The organism is Saccharopolyspora sp. NPDC045941, from assembly GCF_056431445.1.
This window is the reverse complement of the sequence record NZ_JBWKKU010000078.1, coordinates 25296-41985: the sequence shown is the minus strand read 5'-3', so window position 1 is coordinate 41985 and position 16690 is coordinate 25296. Positions and strand designations below refer to the sequence as shown.

Below are 16690 nucleotides of genomic sequence, written 5' to 3'. Positions count from 1 at the left end.
GAACGCCGCGACGACATCCACGAAGCGTTCCTCGGCCTGGCCACATGCATCATCTGCTACCGACACACCAAAACCCTCTGTTAGGAACTCTAAGGGGTCGTTTCAGGACCGGCACGGAGTGCCGGTTTCGCGCGAAACCGCCCAGGCCTTGGAGCAGACTGTCTAGAAGTCGAACGCCGCCTGCGCGCCTGCGGTGTTGCGCCGCTCGAAGTCGAGCAGGTGCTGCTTCCGGCCCAGTCCGCCGCCATAGCCGGTGAGGTTGCCGTTGGAGCCGACGACGCGGTGGCAGGGCACGATGATGCCGATCGGGTTCTTGCCGTTGGCGAGGCCGACGGCCCGCGAGGCGCTGGGCTTGCCGATCCACTGGGCCAGCTCGCCGTAAGAAATCGTTTCGCTGTACGGGATTTCGCACAGGGCGGCCCACACGGCGCGTTGGAACGGGGTGCCGGCCGGCGCCATCGTCAGGTCGAACTCGCTGCGCTGCCCCGCGAAGTACTCGCCCAGCTGCTCGATCACCGGCCCGAACGGCGCGGCGTCCGGCTCGCCGAAGTTCTCCTCCGGCGGGCGGTGGCGCTGGTCCTCCATGTACAGACCGGTCAGAGCCCCGTCGACGGCGACGAGGGTGAGCGGCCCGACCGGACTGTCGATGACGGTCTTCACCGAATGCACGGAAATCCTCTCCTCAGGCGGGAAGCCGGTTGATCGCGTGGTCGCCGGTCGCCCACAGGTATTGCACGGCGTAGGCGCGCCAGGGGCGCCAAGCGGCCGCATGCCGGGTCAGCGCCGCGGGCGTCGAGGGCAGCCCCAGGTTACGGGCGGCGTACCGGATGCCGAGGTCGGTGGGCACGAAGGCATCGGGATCGCCGAGGGCGCGCATGGCGACCGTCTCGACGGTCCACGGACCGAAACCCGGCAGCTCGGCTAGCTGGGCGCGGGTCCGGTGCCAGTCGCTGCCGACGCTCAGGTCGATACCGCCGGCGGCCAGGGCGCCGATCAGCGTGGTGATCGTCTTCCGCCGCGACTGCGGGAAGGCGAGCGTCTCCGGGTCGAGCTCGGCCAGCGCCGCCGCGTCCGGGAACAGGTGGGTCAGCCCGCCTGCTGGGTCGTCGACGGGCTCGCCGTGGGCGGTGACCAGCCGGGCGGCTTGCGTTCGGGCCGCAGCGGTGGAAACCTGCTGCCCGAGCACGGCCCGCACCGCGAACTCGGCGGCGTCGACGGTCCGCGGCACCCGCCGCCCCGGCTCCTTCTCGACCAGCGGCGCGAGCACCGGATCCGCGCGCAGGAGATCGTCGACGGCGACCGGATCGGCGTCGAGGTCGAGCAGCCAGCGGCAGCGGGTGATGGCGGCCGACAAATCCCGCAGATCGGTCAGGGTCAGCCGGCAGTCGATGTACTCGGGCTGCGGTCGGAGCGTGACGACGCCGTGCCCGTGCGGCAGGCGCAAGGTGCGGCGATAAGCCCCGTCGCGCCACTCCTCAACCCCGGGCACGGCGGTGGCGGCGAGGTGCCCGAAGAGGTTGTCCGGGCACAACGGCGCCCGGAACGGCAACCGCAACACCAACGATCCGGCGGCGGCCGGCTGCCGCTTCGAAGCGCGCGCCCGCAACTCGGTCGGGACGAGCCCGAAGACCTCGCGCACGGTGTCGTTGAACGTCCGCACGCTGGCGAAACCAGCGGCGAACGCGACGTCGCTCATGGGCACGGAGGTGGTCTCGATCAGCAGCCGCGCGGTCTGCGCGCGCTGCGCCCTGGCGAGCGCGAGCGGCCCGGCCCCGAGCTCGGCCAGCAGCTGCCGCTGGATCTGCCGCACGCTGTACCCAAGCCGCGCGGCGAGCCCGGGAACGCCTTCCCGGTCGACGACGCCATCAGCGATCAGCCGCATCGCCCGCCCCACCAGGTCGGCCCGCTCGTTCCACTGCGGCGAGCCGGGGCTGGCGTCCGGTCGACACCGCTTGCAGGCCCGAAACCCGGCCTGCTGAGCAGCGGCGGCGCTCGGGTAGAACCGCATGTTCTCGACCTTGGGCGGCACCACCGGACAGCTGGGCCGGCAGTAGATCCCGGTGCTGATCACGGCGGTGAAGAACCACCCGTCGAACCGAGAGTCCTTCGACTGAACGGCCCGAACACACCGCGCAACATCCTCATGCATGCCACCCAGCATCGCCGCTGGACAGGCCGCAAGCTAGCGAAAAAACGACATCAACATTCGCGGCTCATCGCCCGTCAAACGGCCAGCATCGCGCCGCACAGCCCAGGCGGTGCGCACTTGTGGTGACCGATACTGTCCGTTCCGTGACGGGCGAGCTGGACGCGCTTCGGGCCGAGGTCGAACGATTGCAGGCGGAGAACACGCGGCTGCATCGATTGCTGCGGATGTCACCGCAGGAAGCAGCACCGCCCGGTCCCACTCAGACCGGCTTCTTCGAGGCACCACCCGGTCCGGTGCACGCCCGCTCCGCGCCGGCGGAGAAGGTCGCATTCTTCGGCGCCCTGTTCCGCGCGAGAACCGACATCTACGCACTGCGCTGGGAGAACAAACGCACCGGCAAGGCCGGTTGGTTGCCCGCAGTTCGTGGTGGGTGGCGCAAAGGGGTTCGCCACGAGGACCGGGAGTACCTGCCGTTGACCGCCGAGGTACTGACGGCACATCTGTCAGGCGAGCACCATCTCGGACTGTACCCGCTGTTGGACGGGGACAACTGCTGGTTCCTGGCAGCCGACTTCGATGGCCAAGCCGCGATGCTGGACGCGCTCGCATATCTGAAGGCAGCACGTGCCATTGGCGTTCCGGCGGGCTTGGAAGTATCCCGTTCAGGGACGGGTGCGCACGTGTGGATCTTCTTCGCCGCACCGGTGCCAGCAGAGGTCGCGCGAAAGCTCGGTTCCGGCTTGTTGCGCGAGGCTATGGCATTGCGGGGCCAGATGAACCTGGCCAGCTACGACCGGCTGTTCCCATCGCAGGACGTACTACCCACCGGCGGCGTGGGAAACTTGCTCGCGGCTCCGTTGCACGGGAAGTCCCGTAAGGACGGCGCAACGACCTTCCTCGACCTGTCCACGCTGGAACCATTTGAAGACCAATGGGCGTTTCTGTCCGCGCTGGGCCGAGTGAGCCCACGTGAGGCGACTCGACTGGCCAATCGGGTCGGATCGATCACCGTAGGCGCCAAGGTGGATCGGCTCGGAACGCCCGATTCAACACGCACCAGGCCGGTACCGCAGCCGGTGATCCACGCCGGCTTGGCCGCTGGGGTGAGCGTGAGTGAAGCCGAGTTGACCCCGGCATTGCTGGCGACGATCAAGCATGCGGCGTCGATGCCGAACCCGATCTTCTACGAGCGGCAGCGACGGCGAGCATCGACCTGGGGTGTTCCGCGATTCCTGCACAGTTACGACGAAACGCTCGACGGCCGCCTTGTGCTGCCACGCGGTCTCGCGAGCACCCTGTCATCGCTGGTGGAGCAAACCGGCAGCCGTTTGGAGACCGTCGATGAGCGCACGCCCGGCGCCAAGCAGGAGTTCGCGTTCACCGCGACTCTGAGCGCACAGCAACGATCGGCCACCGAAGCCTTGCGTGGACACGACCTCGCGGTGCTGGTCGCACCCCCTGGGGCAGGCAAGACCGTGATCGCATGCTCGCTGATCGCACAGCACGGGGTCGCGACGCTCGTGTTGGTCGACCGCAAGGCACTGGCCGATCAATGGAGGACCAGGATCGGCGACTTGCTAGGTGTGAAAGCCGGGCAGCTCGGAGGCGGCCGCAACAAGACATATGGCACCGTTGACGTCGTAATGCTGCCGACCTTGGCGAGGCGCGAAGACGTCGCGGACATCACGGGCGCATACGGACTGGTCGTGGTCGATGAGTGTCATCACGTGCCTGCGGCAGCCTTCGAGCACGCAGTCAAACAGATCCCAGCGCGTCGCTGGCTCGGCCTGACCGCTACCCCGTACCGACGGGACAAGCTCGACGATCTCATCGCACTACAGGTCGGCCCGATACGGCACACCATCGCCGCGGCGCCTCAACAACCGAGCACAGCAGCACCGCGGTTGGCTCTGGAACCGACGCACGACGACCGCCCAACCCCGGTGCTGCACGTGCACAACACAACGTTCCGTTACACCGGCGATGTCGAACCGTCCGATCCCGGCGGAATCGCCGCTGTCTACCGGGACCTCGTTGCTGATCGAGAACGCACCGAACAGGTCGTCGGCGATGTGCAGGAAGCGCTTGCTCGCGGTCGACACTGCCTGCTGCTGACGCAATGGACCGCACACCTCGAACAGCTAGCGGATTCACTGCGCAGCAAGAGATTCGACCCGATAGTGCTACGCGGCGGCATGGGCGCCAAAGCACGCGCCGCCGCGCAGGAACGACTCCAACGACAAGCGGACGAGGTTCCGTTGCTGGTCGTGGCGACAGGCCCGTACGTCGGCGAAGGCTTCGACTGTCCGGTGCTCGACACCTTGTTCCTTGCGGCACCTATCGCCTTCAAAGGCCGACTCGTCCAGTACGCCGGACGCATCCTCCGCCCCCACCCCGGCAAGACCACTGCCGAAGTCCACGACTACCACGACATCGCCACCGGAGTTCTCGCGTCTTCCCTGGCCAAACGCGCGCCCGGTTACACCAGTCTCGGCTTCCCGGACCCCCGTCGCGTCCGATGATCGCAGGCGCTGACGAGCACTGAGTAGGTCTTCGGTGTGTGCGGCGAGGCGGGCGGCGTCGACGCGGTTCATGCCCTTCAGGGCGAGGTCGACCGATCCGGATGTGCGGTTGTGATCAGCTGAGGTTCACAGTTCGGCTTTGTCGAAACGCTCCATCAGGCTCGGCTTGCGGCAGTGAACGTCCCGAATTTTCTGGTAGCGCTGGGTGAACGCCAACAGGTCGTTGCTTCGTGCGTTGAGCGCCTTGAGATCGAGCAGGAGGCTGACGGCAGAGTCGTAGTGGCTCTGGTTCTTGGTAGCGACTAGTGCTTCTACTTGCCGCCACGCCGCTTCCTCATCAGCAGCAAGCTCATCGAGCCGCTTCTCGCGAGCGGCAGCGGCCCTGCGCTGGCGGCTAGCGCGCGACTCTTCGGCGCGGCGAGCCTCCTCTCGCCGCCTTTCTGCCTCCCGTTCCGATGCCGCATTCAGCAACTCACCGACGGTACGGGAACCCGTCACAGGCACAGTCGCATGTAGACGTCGGTAGCGCCGCCGAAGATCGGCGATGCCGCTACCGTCGCCGTCGGCAGCGCGGACCAGGAGTGTGTCCTTTTCGTTCTGCGGCAAGCTTTTCACGAACTCGGCGAGCCTGTTGTCCGAAGGCCTGGCGCCGAGCGGTGGGCTGGCTTGTGCCGCTGCGGCCAGCAGGTCCTCATCGACCCGGAGAAACTCCACCAATGCACGCTGCGCTCCGGTCAGCTTCGAAAGCCCAGCGGGAACCGGAGGTTCGACCGCTTCGACGTCGATATCCTCCCAGTCGAGGTAAAAGCCGATCGCCGTCAGCCAAGCGAGATAAAGGGCCCGGTAGTCGCCACCGGCCAATTCCTCGCGAATCGCAAGCAGTGCTCCCAGCCTCGGATCGTCGGCATACTCCCATTCGCCGCTTTCATCCTGGTACGCGAAGCTGAGAATGACGTGGTCGCCATGCTGCCAGGCACCGGCCAGGTCGTCATCGACGCAGTACCGCTGCGCCGTCTCAAGATCGAGAAGCTGCTCGGACAACCGGAGCATCAGCGTCCGGTCTCCCCAGTTCGCAAAGTAGAGAAAGGCGTCGAAGTAACGCTCCATCAATACGCGCGGATTGCCCCGGAAGTCACTCCAGTGATACTCGTTGACGAATCTGGTCGCGGAAATGTCCGCCCGGCTCGAAAGAGCCCGAAGTTCGCCCTGCTGCTGTTCATCAAGCGGTTGATCAATAGCCAAGAACTCGTAGTACTGGTACTCGCTCACAAGCACCCCTCGTGCTGCCGGAGAACTGATCGTTTCGCGCCCGCGCACGCTACTCGCACCCGGCTCTACTGCGTCACCCGGCCAAGCCACTGAGCAGATCCTCGGGGCAGGCGACCAGGCGGGCTGCGTCGACGCGGTCCAGGGCCTGCAGGGGCAGATCAACCGACTTGCTTCGATTGACAGCGTCGAGCGGCTCCGTCGACGATGATCGATCCACTCGACGATCGGCCGAACCGAGTCGGCGACAACCGGAGATTCGCGTTCGCCGCTTGGTCTGCGCCTAAGTCTCTGCGATCGACGACGTTGGTCGCCGTACGTGTGTGCCTTGGGCTGCATGGCACCCAAAGCACACACGAGCGGAGACCAACGGAACCCGCATGCGCGGCCACGGTCTCCCGTATCTTCTCAGCGAACGACCACAGTCCGGATAGTCTCATTCAGAAGAGCGTTTAGATCATCAAGATACTTGTAGTCGCTCTCCATTTTCTTCAACGTGGCCAGTCGAAGATCGTCACGCACATCCAGGCCCGACAGAGAATACCCCTTGAATCCTTCCGATTCATCAGAGGCCGCGAACGACGAACCGTCAGCAAATTACCTAAGCGCCAGGAGGCGTTGCTTGCCGTCAAGCACGATGAACTTGCCACGCCGATCTTTATCCTCAGCAAGTACAATCTGAGGAATAGGAAGACCGAGAATCAGCGATTCGATGAATTTACTCTTACGCCCCTTAGACCACGCGTCTCTCCGCTGGAAACGCGGATTGAGCTGGATATTTCCACGACGGAGCTGACTCAAGATCGTTTCGGTTGTCCAGTCAGTGTCAGTGACGACCGCGCGCCTCACGTCCTCGGAGCTGACAGCCTCAGCAGCATCGTCCTCTTCCCCATCAACGTCGTCCCACTCGGCTTCGTCGTAGTCAGCCACGCGTCCCCTCAGCCTTCGTCGTAGAGGTATGCCTCAAGCACATTGGAACCTTGATCTTCCCAGAATTCTGTGAGGTTTGCGCCTAGTTTTGTAAACTAACGAGCAATGCAGGCCTCAGCACCGAGAGATCTAGTTTCGGCAGCAAACTCTCGGCCAGTGGATAACTCTTGACGACATCGTGCCGGCCTGTGCTCCAGCTTGCCCAGACGCTTGGTGGCTCGCTGGAAGCTGCTGGGTAGCAGCAGCGCAACCTGCTAAGCCGCGCGGTCCCGCAGCCTTGAAATGAATGCTGCCTACCGCGCCTGGGAGAACACGAGCACGGCACCGCTCTGCTGATCCTTCGAGTCCCGGACGCCGACTGACTTTGGTGCCACCGCCACCTCGACGCAGTTCGAGGTAGATCCCGACCTGCTTGACTTCCGCCACTCCGCCCGGGACCAATCCAGCACTGTCGTTACCTCAGCTCACGCTTGACCGCTATCAGGTGCTGAGATCCTCCCGCATTGAGCGCCACCAAGTCGATACGTCCAGGGCTTCCTGGTACGGCCCAGTCATCGGCGCTTCGTCGAGGAACACGGGGTCCTGGCCAACTCGGCGTGCACGACAGGACGCGCTCACGGGAACCCCATCAGCAAGAACCCGCCAACCATGCCCGGATGTGCGCAAACCTGGGTCGGCACAACCCGTACCGAGACCGACTTCAGCTTCGCGACTTCCTTAACGTGGCAAAGATGCTCGTGCATCACCTCGGCACCACCGACATGTGCTCGAAGTGCGGCCTCACCGATCAAGCCGACAGTGCCCCGGCAAACTGCCGGGGCACTGTCGTTGCCTCTCAGTAATCGAACCGGCCTGACTTCACCGCCTCTACGAACGCGATCAGCGTGCCTGGCTCCATCAGCAACGGCTGAGCGGTCGGGTTCTTGCTATCACGAATTGCCCGGATACCAGGAACATTCGAGGCGACTTCTACGCACGTGCCACTGCCGCCGCCACTGTAGCTGCTTTTACGAAATTCGAATTTCATTTTCGTACTGCTCCAGGTAGGTTGATATCAGCTGCCGCGACTCAGAAGAATCGAGCGCGACGTTGCCCAGATTCTCAAGCACGCTCTTGTAGACACTGGCGGACTCGTCATCGATGAAAACTCCGTTGCCCTGATTTTCCTGATAGACGACGTTGCGATCCTCTCCCAACTCGTAGAGCGTGAACGCACCCTCACATCCCCAGTAAGCGCCAACGGAGAAAGGAATCACACGGACCGACCTACTAGCGTCCTCCCCTATGCCGATCAGGTGGTTCAGCTGTGTCGCCATCATTTTTGGGCTACTGCCCACTCTGCGCCGCAGCGCAGCCTCGTCGATGAACGCAGAGTAACGCCGCAAGCCTGGACGTGTCAGTACGGTCTGGCGTCCAACTCGCGTAAAGACAGCCCGCTCACGTTCAGCAGATCCGAGTGGCGATGTGCTGATCAGGACTCGTGCGTATTCGGCCGTCTGCAACAGCCCCGGGAGAACTGAGACTTGGAACTCGTGAATCCCCTGCGCTTCCACCTCATAGGAAGAAATAGCAATGAGCTGCTGCGCGATTCCAGAACCGATCCCCACCCACGTGCCAGATGCATCACCGGCAAGGTTAATTAGCCGATCTTTCGCGGCGCCCGTGACAGACAGTGCGGTCAGGATGGAGGCAACCTCGCAGACGCTCGCCTTGCGTACGCCCGTCTCAATTCGGGAGAGCGTAGAACGTGAAATGTCCGTCGCTTCTGCCAGCTTCTCAAGCGTCCATCCGAGTGAATCTCGGTACTTCCGTATCTCAGCCCCGATGGCGCGAGCTTGAGAGCCTGCAAACTTCGCCACGTCTGACCTCCATAAGCATCGTAACCGCTCGTGCAACCCCTGAACGTGTCGCGCCTACCTGTGATTTCCCAGAGTTCCCTGAGCGCTGCTAGCTTTCTCAACATCAGAGACATCTGAGAAACGATCATAGTTGACGTAGCCGTGTGATCGGACCTGTGATCGCGTTGAGGTTTGAACGGAGCGTAGTCATGCCTGGTCAAGTCGATACTGAAGAGCCCGTGGCATGCTGCCCGTCGTCAACCGTCAGGCGCGCCTCGGCGCGGGCGCCTTTGGGCATGGGCCATCTCTCGGGCGCTGATCCGCGCTGCGCTATCCACCTCCACCGTGGCCGGAGGTGAGCGTCGAGATTTTCCTTGCGCGGCAACAGAAATGCGCCATGCACCGAACTGCCAATCATCGCTGATGGAGTTCCAATGTTCAATTACTTGACTTACGTCTGGCGCCCGGTCACCGGCGGCCGCCACGCTTTCCCGATCGCAGCAACGAAATCGCCTGCGGGTGTGCCGGTGGTGGCGTTCTGCGGAGCGGAAGCGGACGCAGGGGAGCTGCACGACCGCTCCGAAGTTGACTGGATACGCGAGGACACCTGCATGCGCTGCTGGCACGTCCTCACCACCCGCCCCTGACACTCCCCACACTTCCGGGTGGAGGTGGCGTTTTCGCGCGAAAACGGCGCCGCCACGCGTCCGAAACGCCGGTTTCGCGCGAAAACGGTGCACAACAACCCACGAAAGGAAACCTCGTCATGTTCTGGATTCAGCTCAGCACGTTCGTCCTGTTCAACCTGCTGATCCTCGCCATGCTCACCACCCAGCTCCCCGTGCAAACACTCGCGTTCGCGACGACAGGGCAGCACGCCGGAGGCGGTGAAGGCGCCTACACCGTCTGGCACCTCATCGCCGACATCGAAGCCGAAACCCGCGAAACGGCAGAAAAGCACGAGTCGGAACACGAACATCCCCGCATACCACCAGAATTCCCCACCACCGACCCCGACGAACCCACCGGACGCCACCACCTGCGCACCTAACACCTCGTGAGTGGTTTGGAGCGCTACAGCACTCCAAACCACTCACGAACCCCGAGCAGGGCCGGTGCGGTGACCTCCCCAGCCCTCACCCGCACCGGCCCACCCCGGTGACCGGGCGCGACACGCCCCCGACCACGCGCCCGGTCACCAGCAACCCTGCGCGCGAGCGCTATCGTTTTCAGGCCGCCTGAACGCGTTCGAAGTGTCCTGGCTTCGCCTCGTAGATACAGCTCACGCCGTACGACGTGAGCAGGTCAACCAGGTCAGATGCCGGGCGAACTGGCACCAGGATGGCGAGCTGGTCGTGCTTGACGTAGCGCCCATAGTCGAGAACCTGGCCAAGTGCGAGCCGAACATCGCTTCTTGAGGTCGCTCCCTTAGCTTCAATCAGCTCGCGGAGCCCTTCATCGAACAAGTCCGTGAACAGCTGACCAGCCTGCCCTGGCAAGCGGATCGATCGGCGCGTCGTCGCTCTCCCCTGCTCATGAAGCCACTCGGTGTACCGCTTCACCAGCGCCGCTTCTCGACGTTTCGCGACTATCGAAACATCTTTGGGAGTTGCGGAATACTCAGCCGCTTCATTCGACTCGACGGGGATCGACTGCACGTCAGGCTCCGTTGGCTCGCTCGCCGCAGGAACGGAAGGAACTGAGTCGGCACGCCAGAGGCGGAACACGATGACGCTGCGGAGTACGGCTTCCTCGTCGGGTGCGTCGGCGCGGTAGTAGGGCTCTACGGGGTCCAATGTGAACTCGCCGATGTACTTGACATAGCTCCGTCGCTCCGCTGCTTCGAAGAGCCGCAAAGCAACTCCTGGCGCTAGCACCGCCTTGTTTCCACGCACCAAACGCTGATCGCCAGCTTGGCCTTCACCGGTGTAGTGGTAGGAACCGTCTTCACGCCAGCCGTCGTATTTGTAGCCGTACTGCGCCCCCTGCGGAGAGCTGAACAGCAGCACGCTGCCCGCCTTTGGCGCCGACGCAATGCCGCCCTGACGAGAACCGCCAAACCTGTCGTGGACCTCGGTACGTCGCAACTCATCATCGACCTTGAGATCCCACTCGACCAGACCATCGTCACTCTTAGTCACCTGATCACCCCAAGTGACTATAGCCTGATCAGACGAAGTAGGCGCCAGATTTGACCTACGGCTACATCGGCAATCACAAGCGGGACCAGGCAAGCACGTTCGAGTACTCCGCAGCAGGTGACATGACGCTGCTCAGACCTTCTCGGTCGAGCTCTGCTTGCCCGGCAGTACGAAGGACGCCGCCAGGGCCACCGTCGAGATCGCTGTTGCCACCACCAGGGCCGTTGTGAATCCTGCCGGGTCCGTTGCGCCTTCCGGGGTTCCCTGGGCCACTAGGCCCGACAACACTCCGATGCCTACCGAGGCTCCGAGGTTGAACATTGTTGCGTTTAGGCCTGGGAGGATTCCTGGGGACTCCGCTGGCGCGTAGATCACTCCCATTCCGTTCAGGGCCGTTGCCGCGCATGCCGCGTAGGACACTCCCATCAGCGCTACCAGCGCGAACAACAGCCATGGGGACTTCACCGCGAATACCGTTGCCGCGATCAGCGCGAGGTTTACCGCCAGGCCGATTCTCAGCATCTTTCGGTAGCCGATCTTCGGCGCCAGGGTTCCCGCTAGGGGCGCCAGGATCCAGCCCGCCAGGGCGTAGGGCATCAGGAACATCAGCGCCGTCGTCGTTCCGTCGTAGCCGAAGCCCGCCGCCGCGTTCTGGGCCAGCGTCGGGTACACGAACGTCAGGACCGCGAAGATCGAGGCCATCGTGCAGAACGTCGTCACCAGGAGGCCCCACACACCCCTGCTGCGCAGGGCCGGCAGTGGCAGGAGCGGGTCGGACTGGCCGCGTTCCACCAGCCAGAACACCACCAGGAGCACCACGCCCGCCCCCAGGCACGCCAGCGGCCACGGGGCGAGCCAGCCCGCCGTCGGGCCGAGCGAGAGCCAGGCGTTCAGGCCCAGCAGGGCCAGGCAGATCACCGCCGCGCCCTTCCAGTCCATGCGGGTGCCCGTGCGCTCCGAGTCCGGGACCCAGGCGCCGATCATCACCACCGCGATCACCTCCAGGGCGAAGGTGAAGCCGAAGATGCCCCGGAAGCCGATCGTGTCCGTGATGACTCCGCCCAGCAGCGTGTCCACGCCCGCGACGCCGCTGTTCACCGCCGTCAGGATGCCCAGGTAGCGGCCGAACTGCTTGGTCGGCAGGATGTCGCGCAGCGTCAGGATGCCGAGGGAAATCGTTGCGCCGCAGGCACCTTGCAGGGCTCGGCCGACCATCAGCACCTCGACGTTCGGCGCGATCGTCGCGATCAGGCTGCCCGCCGCCATCACCGCGATCGAACCGAACAGCGCGCGGCGGCGGCCGATGATGTCGCTGTAGCGGGGCAGCACCACGCCCGCCAGGCCCGCCACGAACAGGAACACCGTCGCGGTCAGGCCGATCGTGCCGACGTCCGTGTTCAACGACGTCGCCATGTTGTCGATCGCCGGCGACAGCATGGTCGCGTTCATCTGGAAGCTGGCCACCGCCACCAGCAGGGCCGTGAGCACCAGTGGCGGGCGGGCCGCGACGCGCGGCGGGGCAGTTGCAGTCATCTCAGCGCTCTCGCTCGTGAAGCCCGGGTGGTCAGGCGATTTCGCGGGCCGGGGTGGTCTTCGTGGCCAGCAGGCCCTTGATGTAGTCGAAGAACGCTTCGGCGTCGATCTCCTCGACGACCGTCGCGTTCGCCTCCAGGCCGTGGACTCCCCAGGACATCGCCGCGTAGCCGCGGGTCAGCTCGCCCGCCGTCTCCACGTCGACGTGGTAGCGGGCGCTGCTGCGGATCAGCTCCGGGTGCAGGAGGACCGCCGCCGTCAGCGAGTCGGGGTGGGTGGTGCCGTCGATGCCGACGCTGCGGTCGAAGTCCAGCGTCGCCGCGCAGACCCGGGTGAAGAAGTCCGACAGCGGGGTGCCCAGCGCCGCGATCTCGTCCAGCGCCGGCTGCGCGAATACCGCCTGGTCCAGGGTGAGCGGCGCCCACGGGACCACGACGATCTCGAAACCCGCCGCGAACACCGTCTTGGCCGCCTCCGGGTCGACGTAGAAGTTGAACTCCGCCGCTGCGGTGATGTTGCCGCGGGCGTTGTTGGAACCGCCCATCACGTAGAGGGTTTTGACGTTCCGGACGAAGTCCGGGTCCTTCACGACGGCCGTCGCGATGTTGGTCAGCGGGCCGATCGCGACGATCGACAGCTCGCCGGGGTTCTCCGCGGCCAGCCGGATCAGCGCGTCCACCCCGTGCTCGGGCTCCGGGTCGCAGTCCGCCATGTCCATCGCCAGGCCGCCCGCGCCGTCGCCGTGCACGTTCTCCGCGCTCTCCCACGCCCGGACCATCGGGCGGCGGCAGCCGAGGTGGATCGGGACATCACCGAACCGTCCGGCGACGTTGCAGGTCAGGTAGGCGTTGCGGACCTGGTGGCCGAAGTCGACGTTGCCGGCGACCATCGTCACGGCGCGCAGATCGGCTCGGGGATCGAGCAGGCCCGCGAGCAGGGCGATGCAGTCGTCCTGCGCCGTGTCGGTGTCGATCACCAGTGGGATGCGCTCAGGCATGACGTCTCCAGTGCGGCCATTGTTCACGTCTTTGTTCACTTGGCAAAAGCCGAATGTACTGTAAGTCTGCCCTGTTGACGCGTCAATCGGGGCCTACCGGACTCACATATGTACACTTTTGTACATACCAGGGAGGTGTCATGCGGATCGCGGTTGTCGGCAGCTACGGCACGGGAATGACCATGCGCACCAGCCGGATGCCGGGGCGCGGGGAGACGCTCGGCGGGGCCGCCTTCTCGCTCGGCCCCGGCGGCAAGGGGTCGAACCAGGCCATCGGCGCCGCGCGACTGGGCGCGGAAGTCTCACTGCTGACCGCGATCGGCGACGACGTGCTCGGCGCGCAGGGCCGCGAGCTGTGGCGGCGCGAGGGCGTGGACGCGAGCGCCGTCGTCACCGTCGACGCGTCGACCATGACCGGCGTGATCCTCGTCGAGGACGACGGCGAGAACCGGATCATCGTCGCGCCCGGCGCCCTCGACCTGCTCCGCCCGGCGCACGTCGACGGCTTCGCCGACGTCATCGCCGCCGCCGACCTGCTGATGGTCTGCAACGAGATCCCCGCCGACGTGGTCGTTGCCGCGGTGCGGACCGCCGCCGACCGCGGCACCCGGGTCCTGTTCAACCCGGCCCCGGCCCGCGACCTGCCGCAGGACGCCGCGGACCTGGTCGACCTCCTCACCCCGAACCTCACCGAGGCCCAGGTGCTGACCGGCCTGGACACCACCGACCCGGACGCCCTGCTGGACGCGCTGCGCGAGCGGTTCTCCTCGACCATCGCGCTGACCTGCGGCACCGACGGCGCCTACGTGGACGACGGCACCGATCGCACGCACATCCCGCCGGTCCGGGTGGCTCGCGTCGTGGACACCACCGGCGCGGGGGACGCGTTCAACGCCGCCTTCGCCGTCGCGTGGTGCCGCGGCTGGGACCTGCACCGCGCCGCCCGCTACGCCGCCGCGGCCGGGGCGTTCGCCGTCGCCCACCACGAGGTGATCCCCGGCCTGCCCCACTCCGAAGATCTAGGACCTGCTTTATAAGCGGCGGAAGCCGCTTGCGGTGTGGGACTCAGCTCGCACCGCCGCGGGTTCACGATGCCCGCCCCTGCCGGGGTTCTCCCAGCGAGGACAGCCCCAGCGCCGCGTATTGGACATACATAAGTCGGGGATCCCGGAGCCGAGAAGGCCGCTGTAACTCCCGCAGGGGGGCCGCCACCCGCACCGCTACGCAAACCACCGTTGGAACACTCTCTAGACGAAAGGTGATCGACGTGCCCAGTTACTCGGCCGACCGACCGGCTTCCCTCGCACCGTTCATCCAGCACACCGCCATCGACATCGGCATCACGCGCGACGACATGATCCGGCACTGCGAGGAGGCCGTGCGCTTCGGCTTCAACGCCGCGATGGTCCCGGCGTCGTGGGTTCCGCTGGTCGCCGAGCGGCTGCGCGGCACCGGCGTGCATGTCGCCAGCGCCCTGGACTTCCCCACCGTCGGCTCGATGACCTCCGCGGGCAAGGCCGCCGAGGCCCGTGCCATCGCCGAGGCCGGCGCCGACCAGCTGGACATGGGCGTGCAGGTCGGCTGGCTGCGCAGCGGCATGGAGCAGGAGTTCCGGGACGACATCGCCGCCGTGGTCGAAGCGGCCGGGATTCCCGTGAAGGTCATGCTGGAGCTGCCGAAGTTCACCGCGGCCGAGCGGGAGCGCGCGGTCGAGCTGGCGATGGACGCCGGGGCGGCCTACCTGAAGAACGCCAGCAGCGGGGCGGTCGAGATCGCCAACCCGGACAGCATCGCCTACCTGGTCGAACGCGCCCGGCCGGGCGTCGCGGTCAAGGCCTCGGGCGGGATCAAGACCGTCGAGCAGGCGGTTTCGCTGCTCGACGCGGGCGCGTCGCTGCTGGGCACGAGCGCCGGCATCGCGATCGTCACGGGCGGCGCAGCGGCTTCGTCATACTGAGTCGTGATCGTCGAAAGCGCGCAACACCGGGGGGGTCAGGTGACGGAGACCGACGCGTCGCGCATCTCGCGCGACGCACCCGAGCCGCTGCACGTGCAGATCGCGGCGGTGTTCCGCGATGACATCCTCAGTGGACAGTGGCCGGCGCACTACAAGCTGCCGCCGGAGCCCGCGCTCGCGGAGCAGCTGGGGGTCAGCCGCGGAACGTTGCGGAAGGCGCTGGCCGTCCTCATCGAGGAGGGGCTGCTCACGCAGACCCGCGGCCGCGGCACGTTCGTCACCGCGGGCGTGCTGGAACCGCGGATCGCGCAGCGGCTGCACTCGCTGTCCGAGGACTTCCGCGCGCAGGGGTTCGCGCTGGACGTCCAGGTGATCGGCGCCCGATTGGAGGGCCTGCAGATGACCGTGCAGGCCCTCCTCGGCGCGCCGCCCGGCACGCCCGGGCTCAAGCTGGTCCGGATCTTCCGGGGCACGCAGGGGCCGCTCGCGTACCTGGTCAACTGGGTGCGCGCGGACCTCTGCCCCGGCATCGAGAAGGTCGACTTCGAGCGGCATTCGCTGTTCGACGTGCTGGAGGAGTCCTACGGCCTGCCGGTCGCCGAGGGCCGGCGGACCTTCAGCGCCGAACCCGCCCGCGAGGACGTCGCGGAGGCCCTGGAGGTCCCGGCGGGCACGCCGTTGCTGTACCTGGAGCAGGTGACCTACACCCGCGACGGCCAGGCCGTGGAGTACTCGGACGTGTGGATCAACAGCACCGCGGTGAAGGTCACCTCACTGCTGACCCGCTGAGCCCCGGCCAGGCGAAGGGTTCGAGCCACTCGTCGAGCGGCGCTTCGACCAGCCGGTTCGCCAACGTGGACATGGTGTAGGCGCCGATGCCGAGAACCACTTCGAGCGCGTTGCGGGTCGTGTAGCCGTGCGCCAGGAATGCTTGCAGCGCTTCGGGTTCCACCGCCCCGGCCCGCTCCACCACCTGGACCGCGAACTCCCGGATCGCCTCCAGGCGCGGATCGTCCAGCGGTTCTCCGTCGCGCAGCGCGGCGATGGTCTCGGGGCTCGCGCCCATGGTGGTCAGCTTGGCGGTGTGCATCGCGACGCAGAGGTGGCACTCGTTGCGGGTGGCGATCGTGAGGATCACGGTCTCGCGGGCGAGCGGGTCCAGCGTGGTCGCCTCGAACATGGCGCTGAGCTTGAGGAATCCGTCGAGCAGGTGCGGCGACTCGGCGAGTCGCCCGATCGCCGCCGGCAGGTGGCCGAGGCGCTTTGCGGTGGCCTCCATGGACCGCCGCGACTCCGCGGGCGCGGACTCCACCGTGTGGTCGGTGAACATGTTCCCCCGTTCCAGGTGGCGCCCTCC

Annotated in this window: 18 protein-coding genes; 6 read left to right on the top strand and 12 right to left on the bottom strand. The window is 65.9% G+C overall.

From position 1 onward, the window contains the following. Positions 1–162 precede the first annotated feature (162 nt). On the bottom strand, positions 163–669 hold the full coding sequence (locus AC07FN_RS39625) for a methylated-DNA--[protein]-cysteine S-methyltransferase (protein ID WP_478400285.1): 507 nt from the start codon (positions 667–669) through the stop codon (positions 163–165). A gap of 13 nt (positions 670–682) precedes the next feature. Beyond that, a complete protein-coding gene (locus AC07FN_RS39620; protein WP_478400284.1) occupies positions 683–2149 on the bottom strand; it encodes an AlkA N-terminal domain-containing protein in 1467 nt (488 codons plus the stop codon). A 143-nt stretch (positions 2150–2292) separates the two neighbouring features. On the opposite strand from AC07FN_RS39620, the gene AC07FN_RS39615 reads away from it, so the two are divergent. Continuing rightward, positions 2293–4671: a TOTE conflict system archaeo-eukaryotic primase domain-containing protein gene (locus tag AC07FN_RS39615; protein WP_478400283.1), complete on the top strand. Its 2379-nt coding sequence runs from the start codon at positions 2293–2295 to the stop codon at positions 4669–4671. Between the two features lie 126 nt (positions 4672–4797). Here AC07FN_RS39615 and AC07FN_RS39610 read toward each other — a convergent pair whose 3' ends face one another. The 6 genes from AC07FN_RS39610 to AC07FN_RS39585 form a co-directional block, all read right to left on the bottom strand. Beyond that, a complete protein-coding gene (locus AC07FN_RS39610; protein WP_478400282.1) occupies positions 4798–5940 on the bottom strand; it encodes a hypothetical protein in 1143 nt (380 codons plus the stop codon). Positions 5941–6534: 594 nt separating this feature from the next. Next, the gene (locus AC07FN_RS39605) at positions 6535–6867 is read right to left on the bottom strand and encodes a DUF262 domain-containing protein (protein ID WP_478400281.1); all 333 of its coding nucleotides are present in this window, start codon (positions 6865–6867) and stop codon (positions 6535–6537) included. Between the two features lie 293 nt (positions 6868–7160). Beyond that, positions 7161–7316, bottom strand: coding sequence for a DUF397 domain-containing protein (locus tag AC07FN_RS39600; protein WP_478400280.1), 156 nt, complete (start codon positions 7314–7316; stop codon positions 7161–7163). Positions 7317–7481: 165 nt separating this feature from the next. Then, a complete protein-coding gene (locus AC07FN_RS39595; protein ID WP_478400279.1) occupies positions 7482–7658 on the bottom strand; it encodes a Scr1 family TA system antitoxin-like transcriptional regulator in 177 nt (58 codons plus the stop codon). A gap of 44 nt (positions 7659–7702) precedes the next feature. After that, a complete protein-coding gene (locus tag AC07FN_RS39590) occupies positions 7703–7894 on the bottom strand; it encodes a DUF397 domain-containing protein (RefSeq protein WP_478400278.1) in 192 nt (63 codons plus the stop codon). Then, a complete protein-coding gene (locus tag AC07FN_RS39585) occupies positions 7875–8726 on the bottom strand; it encodes a helix-turn-helix domain-containing protein (RefSeq protein WP_478400277.1) in 852 nt (283 codons plus the stop codon). Before AC07FN_RS39585 ends, AC07FN_RS39590 begins: the two co-directional genes overlap by 20 nt. A gap of 413 nt (positions 8727–9139) precedes the next feature. Here AC07FN_RS39585 and AC07FN_RS39580 point away from each other — a divergent pair, with 413 nt between their 5' ends. After that, positions 9140–9352 carry an HC3 family zinc finger protein gene (locus AC07FN_RS39580; RefSeq protein WP_478400276.1) on the top strand — a complete coding sequence of 71 codons (213 nt, stop codon included), beginning with the start codon at positions 9140–9142 and terminating at the stop codon, positions 9350–9352. Positions 9353–9471: 119 nt separating this feature from the next. Beyond that, positions 9472–9756 (top strand): hypothetical protein, encoded by a 285-nt coding sequence (locus tag AC07FN_RS39575; RefSeq protein ID WP_478400275.1) that lies wholly within the window; start codon positions 9472–9474, stop codon positions 9754–9756. 178 nt (positions 9757–9934) lie between these two features. Here the strand turns inward: AC07FN_RS39575 and AC07FN_RS39570 are convergent, their stop codons facing one another. The 3 genes from AC07FN_RS39570 to AC07FN_RS39560 all read right to left on the bottom strand — a co-directional run bounded on the left by AC07FN_RS39570 (position 9935) and on the right by AC07FN_RS39560 (position 13376). Next, a complete protein-coding gene (locus AC07FN_RS39570) occupies positions 9935–10846 on the bottom strand; it encodes an SRA domain-containing endonuclease (RefSeq protein WP_478400274.1) in 912 nt (303 codons plus the stop codon). A gap of 132 nt (positions 10847–10978) precedes the next feature. After that, positions 10979–12379: an MFS transporter gene (locus tag AC07FN_RS39565; RefSeq protein ID WP_478400273.1), complete on the bottom strand. Its 1401-nt coding sequence runs from the start codon at positions 12377–12379 to the stop codon at positions 10979–10981. 31 nt (positions 12380–12410) lie between these two features. Continuing rightward, the gene (locus tag AC07FN_RS39560; RefSeq protein WP_478400272.1) at positions 12411–13376 is read right to left on the bottom strand and encodes a nucleoside hydrolase; all 966 of its coding nucleotides are present in this window, start codon (positions 13374–13376) and stop codon (positions 12411–12413) included. A gap of 140 nt (positions 13377–13516) precedes the next feature. Here AC07FN_RS39560 and AC07FN_RS39555 point away from each other — a divergent pair, with 140 nt between their 5' ends. The 3 genes from AC07FN_RS39555 (at position 13517) to AC07FN_RS39545 (ending at position 16122) form a co-directional block, all read left to right on the top strand. After that, on the top strand, positions 13517–14413 hold the full coding sequence (locus tag AC07FN_RS39555) for a ribokinase (RefSeq protein ID WP_478400271.1): 897 nt from the start codon (positions 13517–13519) through the stop codon (positions 14411–14413). A gap of 230 nt (positions 14414–14643) precedes the next feature. Then, on the top strand, positions 14644–15333 hold the full coding sequence (gene deoC, locus AC07FN_RS39550) for a deoxyribose-phosphate aldolase (RefSeq protein ID WP_478400270.1): 690 nt from the start codon (positions 14644–14646) through the stop codon (positions 15331–15333). A gap of 39 nt (positions 15334–15372) precedes the next feature. Beyond that, positions 15373–16122 (top strand): GntR family transcriptional regulator, encoded by a 750-nt coding sequence (locus AC07FN_RS39545; protein WP_478400269.1) that lies wholly within the window; start codon positions 15373–15375, stop codon positions 16120–16122. On the opposite strand, the gene AC07FN_RS39540 is transcribed toward AC07FN_RS39545, so the two are convergent. Next, positions 16100–16663, bottom strand: a complete 564-nt coding sequence (locus AC07FN_RS39540; protein ID WP_478400268.1) for a carboxymuconolactone decarboxylase family protein — start codon at positions 16661–16663, stop codon at positions 16100–16102. The two genes, AC07FN_RS39545 and AC07FN_RS39540, sit on opposite strands and share 23 nt — an antisense overlap. Positions 16664–16690: the final 27 nt, after the last annotated feature.

Bases quoted from the DNA above. Each gene is read 5' to 3' on its own strand.
- AC07FN_RS39620 (WP_478400284.1), bottom strand. From the start codon at position 2,149: ATGCATGAGGATGTTGCGCGGTGTGTTCGGGCCGTTCAGTCGAAGGAC.
- AC07FN_RS39590 (WP_478400278.1), bottom strand. From the start codon at position 7,894: ATGAAATTCGAATTTCGTAAAAGCAGCTACAGTGGCGGCGGCAGTGGC.
- AC07FN_RS39580 (WP_478400276.1), top strand. From the start codon at position 9,140: ATGTTCAATTACTTGACTTACGTCTGGCGCCCGGTCACCGGCGGCCGC.
- AC07FN_RS39575 (WP_478400275.1), top strand. From the start codon at position 9,472: ATGTTCTGGATTCAGCTCAGCACGTTCGTCCTGTTCAACCTGCTGATC.
- AC07FN_RS39565 (WP_478400273.1), bottom strand. From the start codon at position 12,379: ATGACTGCAACTGCCCCGCCGCGCGTCGCGGCCCGCCCGCCACTGGTG.
- AC07FN_RS39560 (WP_478400272.1), bottom strand. From the start codon at position 13,376: ATGCCTGAGCGCATCCCACTGGTGATCGACACCGACACGGCGCAGGAC.
- AC07FN_RS39555 (WP_478400271.1), top strand. From the start codon at position 13,517: ATGCGGATCGCGGTTGTCGGCAGCTACGGCACGGGAATGACCATGCGC.
- AC07FN_RS39540 (WP_478400268.1), bottom strand. From the start codon at position 16,663: ATGTTCACCGACCACACGGTGGAGTCCGCGCCCGCGGAGTCGCGGCGG.